15 protein-coding genes are annotated in these 20,037 nt (G+C 71.6%); 6 read left to right on the forward strand and 9 right to left on the reverse strand.

Annotated elements, in window-relative coordinates:
• Positions 1-156: 156 nt before the first annotated feature.
• The 5 genes from MKK82_RS10035 to MKK82_RS10055 form a co-directional block, all read right to left on the reverse strand.
• Entirely contained in the window at positions 157-3,276 is a 3,120-nt protein-coding gene (locus tag MKK82_RS10035; protein ID WP_238285951.1) for a ribonuclease E/G, read from the reverse strand.
• A gap of 692 nt (positions 3,277-3,968) precedes the next feature.
• Positions 3,969-5,297, reverse strand: a complete 1,329-nt coding sequence (glcF, locus tag MKK82_RS10040) for a glycolate oxidase subunit GlcF (protein WP_238285953.1) — start codon at positions 5,295-5,297, stop codon at positions 3,969-3,971.
• A 56-nt stretch (positions 5,298-5,353) separates the two neighbouring features.
• Positions 5,354-6,541, reverse strand: coding sequence for an FAD-binding protein (locus MKK82_RS10045; RefSeq protein WP_238285954.1), 1,188 nt, complete (start codon positions 6,539-6,541; stop codon positions 5,354-5,356).
• Positions 6,542-6,790: 249 nt separating this feature from the next.
• The gene (locus tag MKK82_RS10050) at positions 6,791-8,233 is read right to left on the reverse strand and encodes a lipopolysaccharide biosynthesis protein (RefSeq protein ID WP_238285955.1); all 1,443 of its coding nucleotides are present in this window, start codon (positions 8,231-8,233) and stop codon (positions 6,791-6,793) included.
• 102 nt (positions 8,234-8,335) lie between these two features.
• Positions 8,336-8,842, reverse strand: a complete 507-nt coding sequence (locus MKK82_RS10055; RefSeq protein ID WP_238285956.1) for a GNAT family N-acetyltransferase — start codon at positions 8,840-8,842, stop codon at positions 8,336-8,338.
• A gap of 718 nt (positions 8,843-9,560) precedes the next feature.
• On the opposite strand from MKK82_RS10055, the gene MKK82_RS10060 reads away from it, so the two are divergent.
• The 4 genes from MKK82_RS10060 (at position 9,561) to dgcA (ending at position 13,737) form a co-directional block, all read left to right on the forward strand.
• Positions 9,561-10,727, forward strand: a complete 1,167-nt coding sequence (locus MKK82_RS10060; protein WP_238285957.1) for a type III PLP-dependent enzyme — start codon at positions 9,561-9,563, stop codon at positions 10,725-10,727.
• A gap of 131 nt (positions 10,728-10,858) precedes the next feature.
• On the forward strand, positions 10,859-11,410 hold the full coding sequence (locus MKK82_RS10065; protein ID WP_238285958.1) for a GNAT family N-acetyltransferase: 552 nt from the start codon (positions 10,859-10,861) through the stop codon (positions 11,408-11,410).
• 328 nt (positions 11,411-11,738) lie between these two features.
• Positions 11,739-12,752 carry an N-acetyltransferase DgcN gene (gene dgcN, locus MKK82_RS10070; protein ID WP_238285959.1) on the forward strand — a complete coding sequence of 338 codons (1,014 nt, stop codon included), beginning with the start codon at positions 11,739-11,741 and terminating at the stop codon, positions 12,750-12,752.
• A gap of 1 nt (position 12,753) precedes the next feature.
• Positions 12,754-13,737, forward strand: coding sequence for an N-acetyl-D-Glu racemase DgcA (gene dgcA / locus MKK82_RS10075; protein WP_238285961.1), 984 nt, complete (start codon positions 12,754-12,756; stop codon positions 13,735-13,737).
• 71 nt (positions 13,738-13,808) lie between these two features.
• Here dgcA and MKK82_RS10080 read toward each other — a convergent pair whose 3' ends face one another.
• Positions 13,809-14,153: a hypothetical protein gene (locus tag MKK82_RS10080; protein WP_238285963.1), complete on the reverse strand. Its 345-nt coding sequence runs from the start codon at positions 14,151-14,153 to the stop codon at positions 13,809-13,811.
• Between the two features lie 881 nt (positions 14,154-15,034).
• Between MKK82_RS10080 and MKK82_RS10085 the strand changes: the two genes are divergently transcribed.
• Positions 15,035-16,084 carry a ketopantoate reductase family protein gene (locus MKK82_RS10085; protein ID WP_238285965.1) on the forward strand — a complete coding sequence of 350 codons (1,050 nt, stop codon included), beginning with the start codon at positions 15,035-15,037 and terminating at the stop codon, positions 16,082-16,084.
• A gap of 157 nt (positions 16,085-16,241) precedes the next feature.
• On the opposite strand, the gene MKK82_RS10090 is transcribed toward MKK82_RS10085, so the two are convergent.
• Positions 16,242-16,580 carry a DUF1491 family protein gene (locus tag MKK82_RS10090; protein WP_238285966.1) on the reverse strand — a complete coding sequence of 113 codons (339 nt, stop codon included), beginning with the start codon at positions 16,578-16,580 and terminating at the stop codon, positions 16,242-16,244.
• A 322-nt stretch (positions 16,581-16,902) separates the two neighbouring features.
• Between MKK82_RS10090 and MKK82_RS10095 the strand changes: the two genes are divergently transcribed.
• Positions 16,903-17,193, forward strand: a complete 291-nt coding sequence (locus tag MKK82_RS10095; RefSeq protein WP_238285967.1) for a hypothetical protein — start codon at positions 16,903-16,905, stop codon at positions 17,191-17,193.
• Positions 17,194-17,382: 189 nt separating this feature from the next.
• Here MKK82_RS10095 and MKK82_RS10100 read toward each other — a convergent pair whose 3' ends face one another.
• A complete protein-coding gene (locus MKK82_RS10100; protein ID WP_243985495.1) occupies positions 17,383-18,117 on the reverse strand; it encodes a peptidoglycan-binding domain-containing protein in 735 nt (244 codons plus the stop codon).
• Positions 18,118-18,144: 27 nt separating this feature from the next.
• Positions 18,145-20,034 carry a sensor histidine kinase gene (locus MKK82_RS10105; RefSeq protein ID WP_238285969.1) on the reverse strand — a complete coding sequence of 630 codons (1,890 nt, stop codon included), beginning with the start codon at positions 20,032-20,034 and terminating at the stop codon, positions 18,145-18,147.
• Positions 20,035-20,037: the final 3 nt, after the last annotated feature.

Genomic DNA, 20,037 nt, shown 5'->3' on the forward strand with positions numbered 1-20,037 from the left:
CATTCCAATCAGAAAGAGATTCGCATGGAATCTTCAACCAATGGTGAAGGATGAGCTCGTCGCTTGACCCGAGTGAAGTGACCGTCCTGCAGCCTAAAGCCAGGATTGCATAGGTTTGATGACCCCCGGGCGTAGTCCGCCCGGGGGAACGGTAAGCTATTCGCCGGTCAATGCGGCCTTGGTGCGGGACCACCAGCCGGCGCGCTTGGGACGATCCGGATCGGCCGGCGGCGTCAGCACGACCGCCACGGGCTCGCGGACCGGCTCGGGGGCCCTGTCAGCCACCGGCTCCGCCAGCGTCTCGGCGGCATGATCGACCGTGGACGCGTCCGGCTCGGACGCAACCGGGAGATCCACCGCGGTCTCGCCCCGGGCTGCCGACGGTGCGGCCTCGACCGCCTCCGCCACCGCCTGCGCGCTCACCGGCTCCTCTGCCGACAGGACGACCGCGTCACCCGCCATCTCGGGGACGTCCTCGGACTCGGCGGCGTCCCGGGTGCGACCCTCGCCGCGACCCCGTCCGCCCCGACGCCCCCGGCGACGGCGGCGCCCGTTCTCGTCCTCAGTGCGGGCCGCCTCATCCGGTCCGGCGACGGCCTCGTCGGAGTCCCGGGCCTCTGCGGCGACGGCAATCTCGGCCAGCCCGTCGGCGGCAACCGGCTCCCGGCCCTCCCAGCCGTCGTTCCGCCCGTCCTCGGGGCTGTCCTTGCGCCCGTCCTCGCGGCTGTCCTCGCCGTCCTCCTCCTCCGGGCGCTCGCCACCCTGACGCTCGTCCTCGGCGCGGCCTTCCGGCCGGCCGCCCCGGCGGCGGCGGCGACGACGGCGGCGGCGGCCGTCGCCTTCCTCGCGCGTTCCATCCTCGCGGGCTTCGGTGTGGCCCTCCTCGGCGTCGCCCTCGGCGTCCACCTCGGTCTCTGCCTCCGCCTCGGCGGCGTCGGCCTCGTCGGCTTCGTCATCCTCGTCGTCGAACTCGGTGACCGGGGAGATCGCCTGGGCGCGCACGCCCGTGACCGGACCTTCGGCGCGCTGGGCCGGCTCGCCCCGGTCGAGCTGGAAGGCGGCCGTGACCGCCAGCCCCTCGTCGGCCGCGATCGTGATGGTGACGCCGAAGCGCAGCTCCAGCTCGCGCAGGTGCCCGCGCTTCTGGTTGAGGATGTACAGCGCCACCTCGGTCCGGGTGCGCAGGATCAGGTTGTGGGAGGAGGATTTGAGCAGCGCCTCCTCGATGGAGCGCAGGATGTGGAGCGCCACCGAGGCGGTGGCGCGCACGAAGCCCGAGCCGCCGCAATGGACGCAGGGGATCGAGGAGGATTCGAGCACGCCGGTGCGGATGCGCTGGCGGCTCATCTCCATGAGGCCGAAGGGCGAGATCCGGCCGACCTGGATGCGGGCGCGATCGTTCTTCAGGCACTCGTTGAGCTTCTTCTCGACGGCGCGATTGTTCCGCTTCTCCTCCATGTCGATGAAGTCGATGACGATCAAGCCCGCGAGGTCGCGCAGGCGCAGCTGCCGGGCGACCTCCTCGGCGGCCTCGAGGTTCGTCTTGAGGGCGGTGTCCTCGATGTCGTGCTCGCGGGTGGCGCGGCCGGAATTGACGTCGATCGAGACCAGGGCCTCGGTCGGGTTGATCACCAGGTAGCCGCCGGACTTCAGCGAGACGTGGGTCGAGAACATCGCGTCGAGCTGCTGCTCGACGCCGAAGCGGGCGAAGATCGGCGTCGCGTCGCGGTAGGGCTTCACGACCTTGGACTGGCCGGGCATCAGCATCCGCATGAAGTCCTTGGCCTCGCGATAGGCGTCCTCGCCGGCGACCAGAACCTCGTCCAGATCCTTGTTGTACAGGTCGCGGATGGCGCGCTTGATCAGCGAACCCTCCTCGTAGACCAGCGCGGGCGCCATCGAGGTCAGCGTCAGCTCGCGGACCGACTCCCACAGCCGCATCAGGTACTCGAAGTCGCGGGCGATCTCGGGCTTGGAGCGCGAGGCGCCGGCGGTGCGCAGGATGACGCCCATCCCCTCGGGCACCTCCAGGTCCTGCACGACCTCCTTGAGGCGCTTGCGGTCGGCCGCCGAGGTGATCTTGCGGGAGATGCCGCCGCCCCGGCCGGTGTTGGGCATCAGCACGGAGTAGCGGCCGGCCAGCGACAGGTAGGTGGTGAGCGCCGCGCCCTTCGTGCCGCGCTCCTCCTTGACCACCTGCACCAGGATGATCTGGCGGCGCTTGATCACCTCCTGGATCTTGTACTGGCGGCGGTAGTGGCGGGGCCGCTCGGGAATCTCGGCGAGCGCGTCGCCGTTGCCGCCGATCTGGGCGATCCGGGGCTCGGCATCCGGATCGTCGGAATCCTCGTCCGAATCCTCGTCGGCTTCGTCCTCGTCGTCGGAGTCCTCGTCCTCATCCTCGTCGTCGGAGTCCTCGTCCTCCGACTCGTCCTCGTCGGACACGTCGTCGGACACGTCCGCGGTCGAGGCATCCGCCACCGGCGCCTCCGCGACATCCTCCGCGGCGCTGTCGGCCGGCGCGTCTGCCCGGGCGTCTGCCGACGCGTCTTCCGGCGCCTCTTCCGGCATGTCGGACACGGTCAGCGCCTCGGCCACGGCGATCCGGGCCTCGGGCTCGTCCGGATTGTCCTGGTCGGTGGCCGCCTCCTCGGGCTGCCCCCCGAACGGGGCGGGGCCGCCGGCGGCCTCGTCGGTCGGCGCCCGCGCGGCCCGCGTCTCGGCGATGTCGCCGGCCTGCGCCTCGGAGGCGAGGGCCTCCTGCACGGCCTCGGCGTTCTCCGCGAGCGTGTCCGGCATGCCGGCGGGTGCGATCCCGGCCTCGGCGGGGGCCTGGTCGTCGGTCCGGCCATCGGCCTGCGGCGCCTCGCTCGTGTCCTCGACGCTCACCGTCTCGTCGGTGTCGCGGGCACGGGCCTCGGCGCGGCGGCCGCGGGAGCGGCGCGGCGACCGGCGGCGGCGCTCCTCGCGCTCGCGATGCTCCTCGGCGTCACGGGCCTCCTCCTCGAGGAGGGCCTGCCGGTCGGCGAGGGGAATCTGATAATAGTCGGGATGGATCTCGTTGAAGGCCAGGAAGCCGTGGCGGTTGCCGCCATATTCCACGAACGCCGCCTGGAGCGACGGCTCCACCCGGGTGACCTTGGCGAGGTAGATGTTGCCGCGCAGCTGGCGCCGGTTGGCGGCCTCGAAGTCGAATTCCTCGACCCTAGACCCGTGGACCGTGACGACCCGGGTCTCCTCCGGGTGCATCGCGTCGATCAGCATTTTGTTGGCCATGTCGGACTCTCGGCATGGCGGCCGACGTCGTTCTCCGTGCCCGTGGTCCCGGCGGCGCCTCACCCGACGTCAAACCTGTCGGGCGTGGTGCCGGCCTCGTCGCCGAGGCGGATGGGTTCGAGGGGAAATTGCCGTCAACCGCCGCTCGGCGCTTGGGGCGCCTGGGGTTGAACCTGGCCGGGAGGAGGGACAGACCGGTCCGACGCACGACATGCGCCTCCGGGGCACGCGCAGCGCTCTGCTGGGCCGTGCGTCCGTCCATCGTGGTCCCGACCTCGCGAAACACTCTCGGCCGGAGGGGACCGGCCGTGAATTCCTGGGTGCGACGGAGGATCTCCGCCGCGTCGTGCGACACCTGCCCGATCGGGGAAGACACCCGTCGCCGCCAGACGGACCAACAGAGTCCGCCGCGACACCGCGGCCGTCTTCGCGAGGAATTCGGCCACGTCCACGGGCCGTTGCGGCGGCCGGCGGGACCGGAAGGGTCGGTATCATTACAGACCGCTGCGCGGATTTGGCAAGGGTCAAGCGTGAATAGATGTCACGGGGGTGTCACGCCCGCCGGGCCGGCGGCCGGCCGGCTCGCACGCGGCGCGACGATCGAGGGCCGCGCGGGAGGCCGGGCTGCCGCATATCCCGGGATCGCTGCGCCGCGCCCGCGACGACGGGACCGCGCTCCGGCCGGCAGGATACTATTCCGCAGCCTCAAGCCGCGGTGCCATCCCGGCCAGTGCCGCGGGCTTCGGGCCGCCGGTCGCCCAGTCGAGCAGCTCGACCGTGTGGACGATCGGGATGCCGGTGCCCTTCCCGATCTGCGTGGCGCAGCCGATGTTGCCGGTGGCGATCACGTCGGGGCGCACGCGCTCGATGTTGGCGACCTTCCGGGCCCGCAGCTTCAGCGCGAGCTCCGGCTGCAGGATGTTGTAGGTCCCCGCCGAGCCGCAGCAGATATGGCCCTCCGGCACGTCCTTCACGGTGAAGCCCGCACGCTTGAGCAAGGCCTTCGGCTCCGTGCGGATGCCCTGGCCGTGCTGCATCGAGCAGGCCGAGTGGTAGGCGACCACGAGGTCGCTCTCCGCGGTCGCCGCGAGGTCGAGCTGCGCCACGTACTCGGTGACGTCCTTGGCCAGCGCCGAGACGCGCCGCGCCTTCTCGGCATAGGCCGGGTCGTCGCGGAACATGAAGCCGTAATCCTTGATCGTCGTGCCGCAGCCCGAGGCCGTGACCAGGATCGCGTCGAGGCCCTTGGCGATCTCCGCGTCCCAGGCGTCGATCGTCTGCTTGGCGTGGGCGTGGGCGGAATCCTCCTTGCCCATGTGGTGGGTCAGCGCCCCGCAGCAGCCCTCGGCGGCGTGGACCACCTCGATCCCGTGCCGGTTGAGCAGGCGGATCGCGGCGGCGTTGAAGTCCGGCCGCAGCACGCTCTGGGCGCAGCCGCGCAACAGGGCCACGCGCCTGGACGCCTGTCCGTTCGCGGGTGGGAACCGGCCCGGCCGGTTCGTCGGCTCGCGGGGCGGCATCCCGGCCGGCGCGAGGTCGAGCATGGCGGCGAGGCGGTTGCCGACCCGCGGCAGCCGGGCCACCAGCCCCCGGAACGGTGCGCCGAGCTTGGCGGCGGTGAGCGCGAGACGGAAGCGGTTCGGGTAGGGCAGGACCTGGGCCAGCAGGGCGCGCAGGAACCGATCGTCGGCCGGCCGGGCGTAGGTCGCCTCGATATGCGCCCGGGCATGGTCGACGAGGTGCATGTAATGCACGCCCGACGGGCAGGTGGTCATGCAGGACAGGCAGGAGAGGCAGCGGTCGACGTGCTTGACCACCTCCTGCGAGGCCGGCTTGCCGCCCTCCAGCATGTCCTTGATCAGGTAGATCCGGCCGCGGGGGGAATCGAGCTCGTCGCCGAGCAGGAGGTAGGTCGGGCACGTCGCCGTGCAGAAGCCGCAATGCACGCAGGTCCGGAGGATTTTCTCCGAGGCCGCCATGGCGGGGTCGGCGAGCTGGGCGGGGGCGAAGTTGGTCTGCACGGGTCGCGTCCTCGGCGCCTCGCCTCCCCGGAGCGGGAAGGGGCGGAATCTGAAGCCTACAGTCCGGCGTACATCCGGCCCGGGTTGAGCACCCCGGCGGGGTCGTGCGCCGTCTTGATGCCCGCCGTGAGCCGCATCAGCGGCTCGGCCAGCGGCTGGAACACCGGCACGGCGGCCCGCACGGCGTCGGGGGCGCGGACCAGGGTGGCGTGGCCGCCCTGCGCCTGCACCGCCCGGCGCACCGTCCCGGCCCCGGCATCGCCCTCGGAGCCGGTGGCGAGCCAGATCAGGCCGCCGCCCCAGTCGAAGAACCAGCGGGCGTCGCGCTCCGCCGCGACCGCCGCCGCCAGGGCCGGCCCGTGCGCCGGCGCGGTGGAGATCCGCCAGAGGGCGGCCTCCCGGGGCTCGGCCAGGGGGGCGGCGTCGCGCACGGACCGCCAGAGGGCGGCACCGGCCTCGCCGTCGACGATCGCGGGCGTGCCGTAGCGCTTGAGCAGGCGGCGCAGCTCGCCCGTGCGGTAGTCGATGGAATCCGCGAAGCCTTCGAGGCGCATCAGGGTCCGCGCCTCCGGGGCGCCGATCCCCGCCGGCAGGTGCGCGGCACCCGTGAGTTCGAAGGGCGAGCCCAGCGCCTCCGCCAGGGACGTCACCGCCCGGGCATCATCCAGGCCGCCGAAGACCAGGGTCGCCACGCGCTCGCAGGCCGGCAGCACCTTGAAGGTGACCTCCGTGAGCAGGCCCAGCGTGCCGTGGGCGCCGGCCATCAGCTTCACGAGGTCGAGCCCGGTGACGTTCTTCATCACCCGTCCGCCCGACTTGATCGCCTCGCCCCGCCCGTTGACGAAGCGGACGCCGATCAGGCTGTCCCGGGCCGCCCCGGCATTGATCCGCCGGGGGCCGGCATTGTTGATCGCCGCCACCGCCCCGAGGGTCGGCTCGCCGGCGCTGCCGTAGAGGCCGCGCAGGTCCATCGGCTCGAAGGGGAGCATCTGGCCGCGGGAGGCGAGCAGCGCCTCGACCTCGGCCAGCGGCGTCCCGGCCCGGGCCCCCACCACCATCTCGGCCGGCTCGTAGAGGGTGACGCCGGTGAGCGCCTTCGCGGAGAGCGTCGCGTTATCCTGGGCGGGGCGGCCGAGACCCGCCGCGGTGCCGCCGCCGGCAAGCCGCAGACGCTCGCCGCGCCCGGCGGCGGCCCGCACGATCTCCCCGGCCTCCGCCTCGGTGCCGGGCTCGTAGACGCCCATCGCTTCCGCCCTGGTCCTGTTTGTAGACATTCCAGGACGGGTGTCGCCGGAAGCGACGGCGGATTCAAGCGGGGGCAGCGTCGCGGGGTTTCAGCGGTTGGGTTTCCTCCGCGGAGCCGCCCCCGCGACGGTCACGCGGCGGATCGCCGGCGGGGTCGGATGCGCTCCGGCTGTCCGGCGAACGGCCCCGGACCGGCCGCGCCGATCGCGCCGGTTTCGTGCGGCCAGGGGCTTCCCGGTCCGCGGGCGCTACTCGGCCGCCGCGGCGCGCGCCGGCCTCAGCCGCGCGCTGACCTGCCGGCGCAGCCCCGCGATGTCGAAGATCCAGACCAGGGCCCCGTACAGGGCCATCCCGGCCGGCACCAGCACCGCCAGGGCCGTGGCGGGCGGCAGGTGGCGGAAGGGGGCCAGCGTCAGGCCCATCGCCGCGCACGCGAGGGCCGCGACGCCGATCTCGGCCCAGGGCAGCGCGATCCGCTCCGCGCCCGTCAGCGCCCGCCAGCCGAGCCAGAGGGCGGCGGCGGCGAGGCCGAAGGTCTGGGCCAGCGCGACGCCGATGCCGCCGGCCAGGCCGGGCAGGACCAGGAGGCCCGCACCGTTGACCGCGAGCCCGACCAGGGCGGCGGCGATCACCGGAAGGGTGCGACGGCGGATCTGGAAGATCGGGTTGAGGGCGTAGAACATCATGGCGAGGCAGAACAGGCCCGGCATGAGCGCGACGCTGTAGGTCTCGAACGGCCCGCGATAGGCCTCGGGGACCACCAGTCCCTGGAGCGCCGGCAGCACGGCCCAGAACCCGACCGCGCAGGGCGCCAGCAGGGCGAACAGGGTACCGGCATTCTCCGCCACCTGCGCCTCGGCCGCCGCGCGGCCGTGCTGCTCCTCGGCCTGGACGGCGAGCTGGAACAGCAGCAGGTCGAGGGCCGTGCCGAGCGTCATGAACGAGCGCGCGGTGACGTCGGCGGCGAGCGCGAAGTAGCCGGCCTCCGCGAAGCCGGCATGGCCGGCGACCGCGCCGCGGTTGACGAAGGCGAGGCACTGGTAGGCGGTGTTGGCGGCGATGAGCGGCAGGCCGTAGCGGGCGAAGACCCGCCAGGTCGCCGACAGGCGCGGCCGCTCGAACGGCGTCCGCGGGTCGCGCAGAGGATGGCGGAGAAGGACCACCGCGAGGAACTGGCTGATGCCGGCCGCCGCCAGCACCCAGGCCGGCTGGGGCAGCCACCACGCCGCCGCCGCCATCAGCGCGAAGGACAGGACGTTCTTCACCGCCACGAGGCCGAGATAGAGCCGGCCGTCGAACCGCGCCCGGGCGAGGGCGGCGTGGTAGTCGAACACGCCGATGCCGAGCGCCGCCAGCCCGGTGCCGCACAGAACCGCCTCGCGCCCGTCCGCGCCGCCGGCGAGGCCGAAGGCCCCGCAGAGGGCCGCGGCGGCCAGGAGCAGCAGGCCGATGCGCAGGTAGGCCCGGTCGAGCCCGTGGCGGATCCACGGCTCGTCGACCCGCACGCGTCCCGAGTAGAACCGTGTCGCCGAGAGGCGCAGCCACTCGAACAGCACCGTGTTCAGCACGATGGCGCCGGTGGTCGCGAGGGCGAACCGGCCGAAATCGGCGGGCCCCAGCAGCTTGGCGATCAGCAGGCCGAGGACGAAGTTGAGCCCCGCATTGAGGACGAAGGCGGCGATCACGGCCATGGACGGCGTCTCATGAGCTGTGGGATCTCTCGGAGGGGCCCGCGCGCTGTCGCGCGGGAGCCGTAAAACGCCCCTAACCGGGCGGGATCAGGGCAAACGGCCTCACAGGGCCCGCTCGTAGCGCCAGGCCTCCATCCCGTCCTCGTAATAATCGGGTCGCACGGCGAAGCGGGTGTAGCCCCGGCGCTCGTAGAGGCGGATGCCGGCGCCATTGTCGGCCCGCACCTCCAGCCGGAGGCGCGTGCACCCGTGGCTGTGGGCGTGGGCCTCGGCGGCATCGAGGAGCTTGCCGCCGAGCCCGAGCCCGCCGCGGTTCGGCGCCACCGCGATCGAGGCCAGCCGCGCGATCCGGGTGCTGCGTCGGCGCTCCAGCACCGCCGCGCCGACGAGGACCGGCGTCGGGTCCGCGTCCGGCGCGTCGATGAGGGCCGCCAGCACGTCCATGGTGGGCGACAGGATGGCGTGGCGGATCGCCCGGCGCTCGGCCCGGTCGGTGGCGAAGGCGGCGTGTTCCAGGGCCACCAGGGCGTCGAGGTCGGCGAGCGTGGCGATGCGGATCGTCGGCTCGGGGAGCCCGTCGCCGACCGGATGGCGCAGGGGGGCGCTCACGCCCGCGCCGTCGCGGTGGATCTGGTCGGCCCGGCCATGGCTCGCTCGCCTGCGTGATAGTCCCCGGCGGTCAGATGCCCGCTTCCGCCCCGCTTGGGAAGCCCGGGCGGTCGCTCCGGGCCTTCCGGCTGCGTCGTTTTTGCAACGGCCGGTGCCGGGTGTGGATTGCGGGCGAAAAAGCCGTTGCCCGACGGCGCGTTCCCCTTGTCGTTCCGGAATCGCGGCCGTATATGCGCCCTGCCCAATTTCGCACGTGCCTGTGGCCGCGTGTCGGTTGGTGGGCATCCGGTCAACTGCCGGACAGCCGCCAGGGGTCTTAAAGGATCGATGGTCGCAAGGGTGGATCCCTACGGCCGGCATCCAGGTGGCGACACCGGACCCCGACAACAACCGGCAGCCGGAGGCGAAACCGGCGAACCCCGCTCTCCACGGGGGACGCAGCTTAAAGCAACGACGAACGGGCTTTTTTGGTCTCGTCGGCCCTCCACAGGCCGGCACCGAAGAGGCTTGTTTCTCTTTGCCCGGCGTGCGGTGGGGGTCCTCCCTTCCAATCCACGGCAGCTTCCGGGTGCTCTGCGCCCGCCCTGATGCACGCGTCTCCAAAGCGCGTGGGTCCGCGCGACGCATCGCCCCCTGACGCCGGCGGCCAGTCCTGGCCGTCACCTTCGACAGCGCGCCCCGCGTAAGGGCGCACGCGAACCCGTGCCGGGAGACGACCATGACCGACCGCATCCGTGACTTCCTGCGCGTCCGCCGCGACCTCGGTCAGGACGAGGGCCCCGTGATGGTCCTCGACCTCGACGTCGTGCGCGACAACTACACGGCCTTCGCGCGGTCCCTGCCGGACACCCGCGTGTTCTACGCCGTGAAGGCGAACCCGGCCCCCGAGGTGCTGCGCCTGCTCGCCGAGATGGGCTCCTGCTTCGACACCGCGTCGGTGGCCGAGATGGAGATGGTGCTGGCCGCCGGCGCCACCGCCGACCGGATCTCCTACGGCAACACCATCAAGAAGGAGCGCTGCATCGGCCGCGCCCTGAAGCTCGGCATCCGCCTGTTCGCGGTCGATTGCCAGGCCGAGGTCGAGAAGATCGCCCGGGCCGCCGACGCGCTGGGCGTGCCGGCCGGCGAGGTGCGGGTGTTCTGTCGCATCCTGTGCGACGGGGCCGGGGCCGACTGGCCGCTGTCCCGCAAGTTCGGCTGCGTGCCCGAGATGGCCGCGGACGTGCTGGAGCACGCCCACCGCCAGGGGCTGGAAGCCTACGGCATCTCGTTCCATGTCGGCTCGCAGCAGGGCAACACCGAGGCCTGGGACGGGGCGCTCGGCTCCGCGGCGGCGATCTTCCGCGAGTGCGCGGAGCGCGGCATCGGCCTGTCGATGGTCAATCTCGGCGGCGGCTTCCCGACCAAGTACCTCAAGGCGGTGCCGGGCGTGGAGAGCTACGGCGAGGCGATCTTCCGGGGCCTGACCAAGCATTTCGGCAACCAGATCCCCGAGACGATCATCGAGCCGGGCCGCGGCATGGTCGGCAATGCCGGCCTGATCGAGGCCGAGGTGGTGCTGGTGTCGAAGAAGTCCGCGGATGCCGACGAGGTCCGATGGGTCTACCTCGACATCGGCAAGTTCGGCGGCCTCGCCGAGACCATGGACGAGGCGATCCGCTACCCGATCCGCACCGCGCGGGACGGGGACGCGACCGAGCCCTGCGTCATCGCCGGCCCGACCTGCGATTCGGTGGACGTGCTCTACGAGCGGCAGCTCTACCCGCTGCCGGTCTCGCTCTCGATCGGCGACAAGGTGCTGATCGAGGGCGCGGGCGCCTACACCACCACCTACGCGGCTGTGGCCTTCAACGGCTTCCCGCCCCTTCAGCAGATCGTCATCTGATCCGCTTTAGGACGTCCCGGCAGCCCTCGGCTGCCGGGAGCGAACTTCCGCTGCCGCATCGACGGAGCGCCTTCGGCCGTCCGTCGGAACCCACCGCTTCTCCCGCTCGCCGGCCCGGGGAGGGCACAGCCATGATCGAGATCCGCGCGGAGCATTGCCACCACGTCCCGGCGCGCGAGCGCCTGCTGGACGCGTGTTTTCCCGGCAACCGACGCGCCAAGACCTCGGAGCGCCTGCGCGAGGGCCGCCTGCCGGCCCGCGGCCTCGCCTTCGCGGCGACCCGCGCCGGGCGTCTCGTCGGCACCCTGCGCCTCTGGCACGTCGAGGCCGGGCTGGGCCGGCCGGCGCTGCTGCTGGGCCCGCTCGCCGTCGATCCGGCGATCCAGGGCCAGGGACTCGGCTCGGTGATGATGCAGGCGGCCCTCGGCCGGGCCGAATCGCTCGGCCACGGCGCTGTGCTGCTGGTCGGCGACGCGCCCTACTACGCCCGCTTCGGCTTCGACCGGGCGCTCGCGGAGGGCCTGACCCTGCCGGGGCCGTTCGAGCGCGACCGCTTCCTCGGGCTGGAACTGCGCCCGGGCGCCCTGGCCGGTGCCGAGGGGTTGGTCCGGGCGAGCGGCGCGCTGTCGCCGGTGGACGCGGTGGCCAACGAGGTCGGGGTCGCGCGACGACGCGCCGCCTGAACGGGGACGTACCACGCCGCAGGCGTGAGAGCGGTTCTCCCGAGCGCGACCTCATCCTGAAGGGCCCGCGTGAGCGGGCCTCGAAGGAGCCCGGGGCCGCGCCTGCGCTGCCGGGAGCGCCCGTCGAGCCCTCCGCCGCGGCCGCGGCTCCTCAGGGGCGAGGCTTTGGCGGGTGTCGGCGGCCCGGGGCTGCCCGCCCGCGGTGCCGCCTCGGCATGCGCCCGAGGGCGGCCACCTCCGCCCCCTTGGCCGGCCTCCTGCATTGCGCCGAACGGTCGCGATCCCGCATAGACGGTCCGCCGGCCCCCCGGAGAAGGTTGCTCGACCGATGCAGATCGCAACGCCCTACCTGATGTTCCTGGGCGACGTGCCCGACACGCTGGCGGCCAAGACGGCCTACGGCATCAAGGACTGGCGCCCCGAATGGTGCGTCGGCCAGATGCGCCTGCCGGGCTGCGCCGCCGATCTCGGCATCCCCGACATGACCCTGCCCGAGGCCCTGGCTAAGGGCTGCCGGACCCTGGTGATCGGCGTCGTCAACGCCGGCGGCGTGCTTCCGGACCATTGGGTGACGGAGATCGTCGCGGCGATCGAGGCGGGGCTCGACGTGGCGAGCGGCCTGCACGTCAAGCTCGGCGCGGTCCCGGCCATCGCGGAGGCCGCCGCGCGGCGCGACCGCCAGCTCCACGACGTGCGCCACACCGACGAGCGCTTCCCCACCGGCAAGGGCACCAAGCGGGCGGGCCGGCGCCTGCTCACCGTCGGCACCGACTGCTCGGTCGGGAAGAAGTACACCGTGCTGGCCCTGGAACGCGGCATGCGCGAGCGCGGCCTCGACGCCGATTTCTGCGCCACCGGCCAGACCGGCGTGTTCATCTCCGGCCGGGGCGTCGCCATCGATGCCGTGGTGGCCGACTTCATCTCCGGCGCCGTCGAGACGATCTCGCCGGACGCCGCCTCCAACCACTGGGACCTGATCGAGGGCCAGGGCTCGCTCTACCACCCGTCCTTCGCCGGCGTGAGCCTCGGCCTGCTGCACGGCGCCCAGGCCGACGCCTTCGTGGTCTGCCACGAGCCGACCCGCACGACGATGCGCGGCGTGAAGCATCCGCTGCCGACGATCCGGCAGGTCATCGATCTCACCGTGCAGCTCGGCAGCCTGACCAACCCCGGGATCAAGCCGGTGGGCATCGCAGTCAACACCCAGGCGCTCGCCGAGGGCGAGGCTCGGGCGCTTCTGGACACGCTCGCTTCCGAGCACGACCTGCCCGCCACCGATCCGGTGCGCTTCGGGGTCGACGGGCTGGTCGACCGGATCGTCGCCGACTTCCCGGAGATCTGACATGGCGCGCCGCCTGACCCTCGCCGTCGAGCGCTTCCCGATCGCCGGCGCCTTCACGATCTCCCGCGGCAGCCGCACCGAGATCGCGGTGGTGGTGGCGACGATCCAGGACGGCGACCGGGTCGGGCGCGGCGAGTGCGTGCCTTATCCGCGCTACGGCGAGAGCGTCGAGAGCGTCAGCGCCCTGATCGCCGGGCAGGCGGAGGCGATCGCGGCCGGACTCGGTCGCGCGGAGCTGATGACCCGCATGACGGCCGGCGCGGCACGCAACGCCCTCGACTGCGCGCTATTCGACCTCGAGGCGAAGCTTCAGGGCCGTCCCGCCTGGGCCATCGCCGGCCTGCCGGCGCCGCGTCCGGTCATCACCGCCTACACGCTGAGCCTCGGCACCCCCGAGAGCATGGGCGAGGCGGCCCGCAAGGCCGCTCACCGGCCGCTGCTCAAGGTCAAACTCGGCGGGGACGGGGATCCGGAGCGCATCGCGGCCGTGCGGGCCGGCGCGCCGGAGGCCCGGCTGATCGTCGATGCCAATGAGGCGTGGCGACCGGAGAATTTGGAAGCCAATCTCACGGCCTGCCTAGAGGCCGGTGTCGTCCTCATCGAGCAGCCATTGCCGGCCGACGCCGATGCCCTGCTCACCGAGATCCCGCACCCGGTGCCGATCTGCGCCGACGAGAGCCTGCACGACCGCGCCGGCCTAGACGCGCTGGCCGGGCGCTACGACGCGATCAACATCAAGCTCGACAAGACCGGCGGCCTGACCGAGGGGGTGCTCCTCGCCCGCGAGGCGAAGGGGAGGGGGTTGTCGATCATGGTGGGCTGCATGCTCGGCACCTCGCTGGGCATGGCGCCGGCGGCGCTCCTCGCCGAGGGCGCCGATTTCGTCGATCTCGACGGGCCGCTGCTCCTGGCCCGCGACCGCGACCCGCCGCTCGCCTACGCGGGCAGCCTGATGCATCCGCCCACGCCGGCGCTGTGGGGATAGGCCGCGCCGGGTCGAGGCGTTCTGCCCCGCCGTGGCCGCGCGGCGGGATGTCGAGGCTGCGCCACGTCCGATCAGAGTCGCGTGGTGCGGGTCGATGATGAAGGATCGCCGATGGCGATGTCGTACATCCGCAGGCAGGCCTCGCGCCCGAACAAATCATTCACACGGGGCACTGATCTCTGCGTGTGGTGCAGCGTTATGCCGGCCTCCGCCAGTATTGCGCGCCCGGCGGCCTCCAGCCGTGCCATCGCCGCGTCGTGAACGCCATCGTGGTACGGCGTGACGTTCAGCAGGGCACCCATGGAACAGAAGCACACGGCCGCCGAATGCCGCGGCGAGATCCTGGCGCCTCCGGCATCCCGCGCCATCGCGTTCTGCACGTAGCGAGCCGGATCGGCGATGATCGCGCGCGCCATGATCAGGGCCTCCGCGGGCGTATCCAAATCAGCTGTCCACACCGCTTGGTCGAATGCGCATCGCTCACTTCCTTGCCGTCGACCTTCGAGAAACCGGTTCGTCTTTGGCGATCCTGGGGTTTGGCGAGATGATCCATCAGGCGCCGAAAGAAGGAGAATTCACCGGTCAAAACATCAATACGCAGTTGTATCCCAAGATATCTTCCGTTGTAATGGAGCATATCGGATAAAATAACTTCTCGAAGAGCGAGCATATCTTGTTTCTATAAGCATATTAAATCCAATTTTGATAGTTTTATAATCGTAAGACTTGAGAACGGTACGATTTGGGGGCGGGCTTGGTTCGTTCCAGGCCGGCTTTCTCGACCCTCTAAATCAACCTCATGTTGGCAAATGTCAACTTGAAGATGGATCGTGCGGCTGCGACGGTGCCGGGCTGTGCCGCAGCGGTCTCGGGGGCGTATGCGGTCGGCGAGCCGTCTACCTGCCGGAGCGTGGCGGACCGGCTGGCGCGCCTCGCTCGGCCCCGAGAGACGGCAACGGCAACCAGGATGGGGTTCGGTTGGCCGGCGAACGTGCCGAAGGCGTGATTGCGCGCCGGACGGTGTCGGGCCGGTTCAGGACGGCGGCCATGCCACCGCGTTCCGTCGCTGTGATTCTGGCCCGATATGTCCGTCGACCCGGAAGCCGTGGCGATAGAGATCGCGCCGCCTGTCATTCGCCGGGCGTCACAACCGGTTTGGGATTAGGTATACCAGAAGGCTTGCGTTCCGAACGCGCCGCTGCCATCCATCGCTGGTGCGATGGGGGACGTGGCGCGGCCGCGCTGTTCCCAGCAGCCCGACAACACACAGCAGTCTTCAATGCTGGGGAGGAACGACGTGGCCAGAAACATTTTGATCCTGGGGGCCTCCTACGGCTCGCTCCTGGGCACCAAGCTCCTGATGGCCGGTCACAACGTGACCCTGGTCTGCCGCAGGAAGACCGCCGACCTGATCAACCGCGAGGGCACCGAGGTCCGCATCAAGCTGCGCGACGAGAAGGAGCACCGCGCGATCCACTCGCGCGACCTGCCCGGGAAGGTCGACGCCATGCCGCCGGAAGACGTAGACGTGTCGCGCTACGACCTCGTCGGCCTCGCCATGCAGGAGCCGCAATACAACAACCACACGATCCGCGTCCTGATGATCAAGATCGCGGCGGCCAAGCTGCCGTGCCTGTCGATCATGAACATGCCGCCGCTGCCCTACCTCAAGCGGATTCCGGCGCTCGCCGCCATGGACCTTGAGGACGCCTACACCAATGCCGGTGTCTGGGACCGGTTCGAGCCGGGCCTGGTGTCGCTCTGCTCCCCCGACCCCCAGGCTTTCCGGCCGCCCGAGGAGGAGGCGAACGTCCTCCACGTCGGCCTGCCGACCAACTTCAAGGCCGCGACCTTCGACGACGAGGCCCACAACCGGCTCCTCCGGGAACTGGAGGCCGATATCGACGCCGTGCGCATCGACGGGCAGGATGTCCCGGTCAAGCTCAAGGTGTTCGACTCGCTGTTCGTGCCCCTGGCCAAGTGGTCGATGCTGCTGACCGGCAATTACCGCTGCATCACCCCGGGCGAGCCGCAATCGATCCACGACGCCGTTCACGGCGACCTGGCGCGCTCGCGGGCGATCTACGATCACGTCGACGGGATCGCCCGGAAACTCGGTGCCGATCCCGCCGATCAGGTGCCGTTCGAGAAATACGCCAAGGCCGCCGAGAGCCTGCTGAAGCCGTCCTCGGCGGCGCGCGCGGTGGCGAACGGCGCCCCCTACATCGAGCGCGTCGACCTGCTCGTGAAGCTGATCTCACACCAGCTCGGCGCGCCGAACGCCGAGATCGACCGCACCGTCGAGACCGTCGACCGCAAGCTCGACGAGCGGATCATCGAGGGCTGACGAAACCTTCAGGCGGGGCGCGACGCCGAGCGGCGTCGCGCCACCCACCCCGTCATCACGAGCGCGGCGAAGTCACCCGGGGTCGCGCGACATCGGTCGGCGTGGCGCCGCCGGATCGCTTCGCTGCGCTCGCAACGGCGGCCGGCGGCGCTTCATTTCACTCAGCCAGATCCAGGAAGTGCCGCCCCTGGCGGTCGTCGATCTCGATGATCCAGAGATCGGAATCGAACCGGACCTCCTTGGTCAGGCGCTCCTCCACGTCGAGGGGGCTGCCGCCGGAGACGAGGGCGGCGAAGCGGCGGTCGCCGCTCTCCTCGGCTTCGAACAGGGCCTGCGGCGCCGGTCCGTAAAGGTCGGCGCTGCCGTCGAGCCGGTCGACCTTCACGAAGATCGCGCCAGCCTCCGCGGACCCGCGCCGTCGCAGCACGGCCGGAATGCTCACGACATCCAGCCGCCGCAGATGGGCCGAGACCCAGAAATCGGAACGCAGGCGCATGCGTCTGTGGCCCTGTGAGATGCGGATCGCCCCGGGATGGGCAATCCGACGCGGCGGTCGGACCTGAACCCTGCGGGTTCGAAGCGGTGCGGCTCTCGCCATGCGCGAAAGCGCCGGGGCGAGCAACCTCGTGCGCGCGGGAATGCCCGATCCGCATGCAACGGCTCGGCGCGCAAAATATTCCGCAAAAATATTTGGTATTTCTTGGGATTAAAAAAGATCTTATCGATGTGTGTCAGCGCACATCTGCAGTATTGTTTGATGATTAACTGAGCAAAGGGCGCCCGAATTTGCAAATCACGATGACTTAAGGAGCGCTCCGATGCGGAGAATGATCTCGCTTGCCACGCTGATCCTCGCTGGCCTGTCCGTTGTTGCGCCGTCGGCCCACGCCCGTTCGGAGACGCTGATGGATTTGTTGGGCAACCGCGATTCCGCATCTTGCCCGCGCTACCAGCGGACGCCGCAGGATGCCTGCAACATCGTGGTCCTGCGGCCGGGCGGTAATCCCACCCAGGACATGACCGGTTCGATCGGCCACGCGAAATCCTGGCAGGCCAATGGCGGTCCGCGCTGCAAGACGATCTGCCGCTTCACCGGCACGCAGTACTAGGCCTGCATGGGGCCTGCATGGGGCCCGCAGCGGGATCGCACGGCCGAGCCGGCCCGGTGCGGGCCTCCGCCCGGCAATGAAGCGGGCACACCGATCCCCCGCTTCGTCCGGAGGGTCGCGCGTCGGGTCGCCGGCCCATCCCGGGTCGTTCAGGCCAAGGCCTCCGGCCGAGACCCCCGGCCGGGCCCGTCAGCCTTGACCGGCCTTCACGACCAACGCGCGCAGGGTCCGGCCCGTCGCCGCTCCGGTCACCGGCAGATTGGCGCTGCGCTCGAACTTCTCGATGGCCGCGCGGGTGCCGGGGCCCATCGCACCGTCGGGCTTGATCGCGTACCCGAGCTTCGACAGGGCCTTCTGGGCCTGCAGGACCGAATCCGCATCCTTCTCGGGCTTGGCCGCCTTCGCGCCGTCCTTCGCGCCGTCCCTGGTCGCCGGCTTGGCGGCCGGTCGCGGCAGGGACGCCTTCGGGGTCACCGACGCGGTGGTCTCCTCCGAACGGATCAGGTCGGCGATCGCGTCCCGGGCCGCCGGCTTGACCGGGGCCGCCGCCCGGTCGGATTCGGGGCGCCCCGTATCCCTGGCCGTATCCCTGGCCGTATCCCGCGCCACCTCCCGGACCGGCTCCTTGACGGCCGGCGCGGCCTCACGCTGGGCCGGCGCCTTCTGGGCGAGCTTGGGCAGGATCGGCGCGGGATGGCGCCCCGCCTGATAGCCGAGGGCGTTGACGCAGATGAAGCCCGCCGCGCCCAGCGCCACGAGGCTGCTGAGGACGGCGTCCGGGCTGTTCCGGCAGGTGGCGCCCGTCGCCGTCAGCGCACCCACGAGGACGGCGCGCCAGTCGCCGTGGGCGGCGGCCCGGCGCGGGGCGGAGGGGCGCGCCCGGCCGGCTTCGCCCGGCACGATGATCTCGCGGTATCCTGACATCCTGTCTCCTTACGGGGGATCGGGGGCTCAGCCGGTGCGGCGCAGGACCGGACCGGCGGGGAGCGCGGCGGAGCTCGGCTCCGCGTCGAACAGGCCGAGGGGCAGGCGCACCACGCGGCGCGGCGCCGGGGCGCCCCGCACGGCCGTGCGGATCGGGGCGGGGTTGGACGCGGAGGCCGCCCGGCAGACCAGGGGCAGCGTGACGGTCACCACGGTACCGGCCTGCGGCGCGCTCTCGATCAGCAGGGCGCCGCCATGGAGGCCGACCAGGCCCTGCACCACCGAGAGGCCGAGCCCGGTCCCCTCGTGCGGGCGCTTGTAGCCGCCGCTGCCCGCCTGGAAGAACGGGGTGCCGAGCCGGGGCAGGTCGTCCGCGCCGATGCCGATGCCGGTATCGGCGACGATGATGTCGAGGCTGTCCGCGCCGCGGCGCAGGGACAGGTCGATCCGGCCGCCCCGCGGGGTGAACTTCACGGCGTTGGAGACGAGGTTGATCAGCACCTGCCGGCAGGCGGCCGGATCGGCCGTGATCTCGACCGGACCCGACGCCGCCGCGGTGAGGGTGATGCCGGCGGCGTCCGCCTTCAGGCGCATCAGGTCGCAGCAGGACTGCAGGAGACCGGCGACGTCGAAGGTTTCCGGGGCGCAGTCGAAGTTGCCGCTCTGGATCCGGCTCATGTCCAGCAGGGTGTTGACGACGCCGAGCAGGTGGTGGCCCGAAGCGCCGATGATGCCCGCATAGTCCCGCGCCTGGTCCGGGCCGAGGGTGATCGCGCCTTCGCCCGCCAGGACTTCGGAGAAGCCGATGATGGCGTTGAGCGGCGTGCGCAGCTCGTGGGTGACGTTGGCCAGGAACTGACCCTTGATCGCGTCGGCCCGCTCGGCCTCGGCGCGGGCGCGCTCCAGCTCCTCGGCGTGGCGGTGGTGCTCGGTCATGTCGCGCGTCACCGCCACGACCGCCATGGCGGAATCGTGCGGGCCGTGCACGATGCGGTGCGCGCGCATCTCGGCATGGATCAGGTTGGCGCCGTCGGCGCGTCCGGCCTCGGGCTCGACGTGCAGGCGCAGCGGCAGGGTGGCGGGACGCCCGCTCGCGGCGACGTCGCTCACCGCCTTGAGGAAGGCCGGCCGGTCGGCCACGTGGACCCGCTCCAGCAGGCCGTGGCCGCGCAGCCGCCCCGGGTCGCTGCCGACGAGCCGGACCGCCGAGTCCGACGCCTCCAGCACGCGGCCGTTGCGGTCGTGCCAGGTCACCAGATCGTCGATCGCCGAGAGCAGCAGCCGGTCGCGGGCCTCGTTGTCGCGCAGCCGCTCGCGCCACGCGCCCTCGTTGCGCCTGTGCTCCAGGGCCTGAGCGGCGACGTGGCCGATGGCCGTGATCGCGAAGGCCGGCAGGGCGTAGACGGCGGAGATGTCCATCACCGGCAGGGCGACGGCCCAGGCATCGAGGCCCACCACGGCGAGCACGCCGAGGACGGCCATGACGGAGGCCGCGACCGTCGCGCGGAGCGAGCCGGAGACCAGCGCCTCCAGGGGGATCGCCACCAGCCAGACGGCGGCCGGTGAGGCGCCGCCGCCGGTGACGCTCGCCAGCGCCACGACGATGCCGGTCAGCCCCGCCGACGAGACCGCGTGGGCGAGCCAGAGGGATCCAGTGCGGGCGAGCAGGACGGCGGCCAGCACGGGAAGCAGCAGGCTCGCGATCACCAGCACCTCGATGCCGGAGGGCACGCCGCGCCAGAGAAGGAAGGGCGGCAGCCCGACCATCATCACCGCGCCGGTGGCGAGACGCGAGACCAGGAAGCGCTGGTGGCGCGCGCGGGTGGCCGCATCGTCCGCCGCGGACTCGTGGACGAGCCCGGCGAGACGGTCGTCGATCAAGGAAGTCAGGACATTTTTAATGGTCAAGGTTGGCACGCG

Source organism: Methylobacterium sp. E-046 (genome assembly GCF_022829625.1).
Classification (GTDB): domain Bacteria; phylum Pseudomonadota; class Alphaproteobacteria; order Rhizobiales; family Beijerinckiaceae; genus Methylobacterium; species Methylobacterium longum.

What these genes read in the sequence shown, in the direction of transcription:
- MKK82_RS10035 (WP_238285951.1), bottom strand. Translation starts at nt 3,276, where the DNA reads ATGGCCAACAAAATGCTGATCGACGCGATGCACCCGGAGGAGACCCGG.
- MKK82_RS10045 (WP_238285954.1), bottom strand. Translation starts at nt 6,541, where the DNA reads ATGGGCGTCTACGAGCCCGGCACCGAGGCGGAGGCCGGGGAGATCGTG.
- MKK82_RS10050 (WP_238285955.1), bottom strand. Translation starts at nt 8,233, where the DNA reads ATGGCCGTGATCGCCGCCTTCGTCCTCAATGCGGGGCTCAACTTCGTC.
- MKK82_RS10060 (WP_238285957.1), top strand. Translation starts at nt 9,561, where the DNA reads ATGACCGACCGCATCCGTGACTTCCTGCGCGTCCGCCGCGACCTCGGT.
- MKK82_RS10065 (WP_238285958.1), top strand. Translation starts at nt 10,859, where the DNA reads ATGATCGAGATCCGCGCGGAGCATTGCCACCACGTCCCGGCGCGCGAG.
- dgcN (WP_238285959.1), top strand. Translation starts at nt 11,739, where the DNA reads ATGCAGATCGCAACGCCCTACCTGATGTTCCTGGGCGACGTGCCCGAC.
- dgcA (WP_238285961.1), top strand. Translation starts at nt 12,754, where the DNA reads ATGGCGCGCCGCCTGACCCTCGCCGTCGAGCGCTTCCCGATCGCCGGC.
- MKK82_RS10080 (WP_238285963.1), bottom strand. Translation starts at nt 14,153, where the DNA reads ATGGCGCGCGCGATCATCGCCGATCCGGCTCGCTACGTGCAGAACGCG.
- MKK82_RS10090 (WP_238285966.1), bottom strand. Translation starts at nt 16,580, where the DNA reads ATGCGCCTGCGTTCCGATTTCTGGGTCTCGGCCCATCTGCGGCGGCTG.
- MKK82_RS10095 (WP_238285967.1), top strand. Translation starts at nt 16,903, where the DNA reads ATGCGGAGAATGATCTCGCTTGCCACGCTGATCCTCGCTGGCCTGTCC.
- MKK82_RS10100 (WP_243985495.1), bottom strand. Translation starts at nt 18,117, where the DNA reads ATGTCAGGATACCGCGAGATCATCGTGCCGGGCGAAGCCGGCCGGGCG.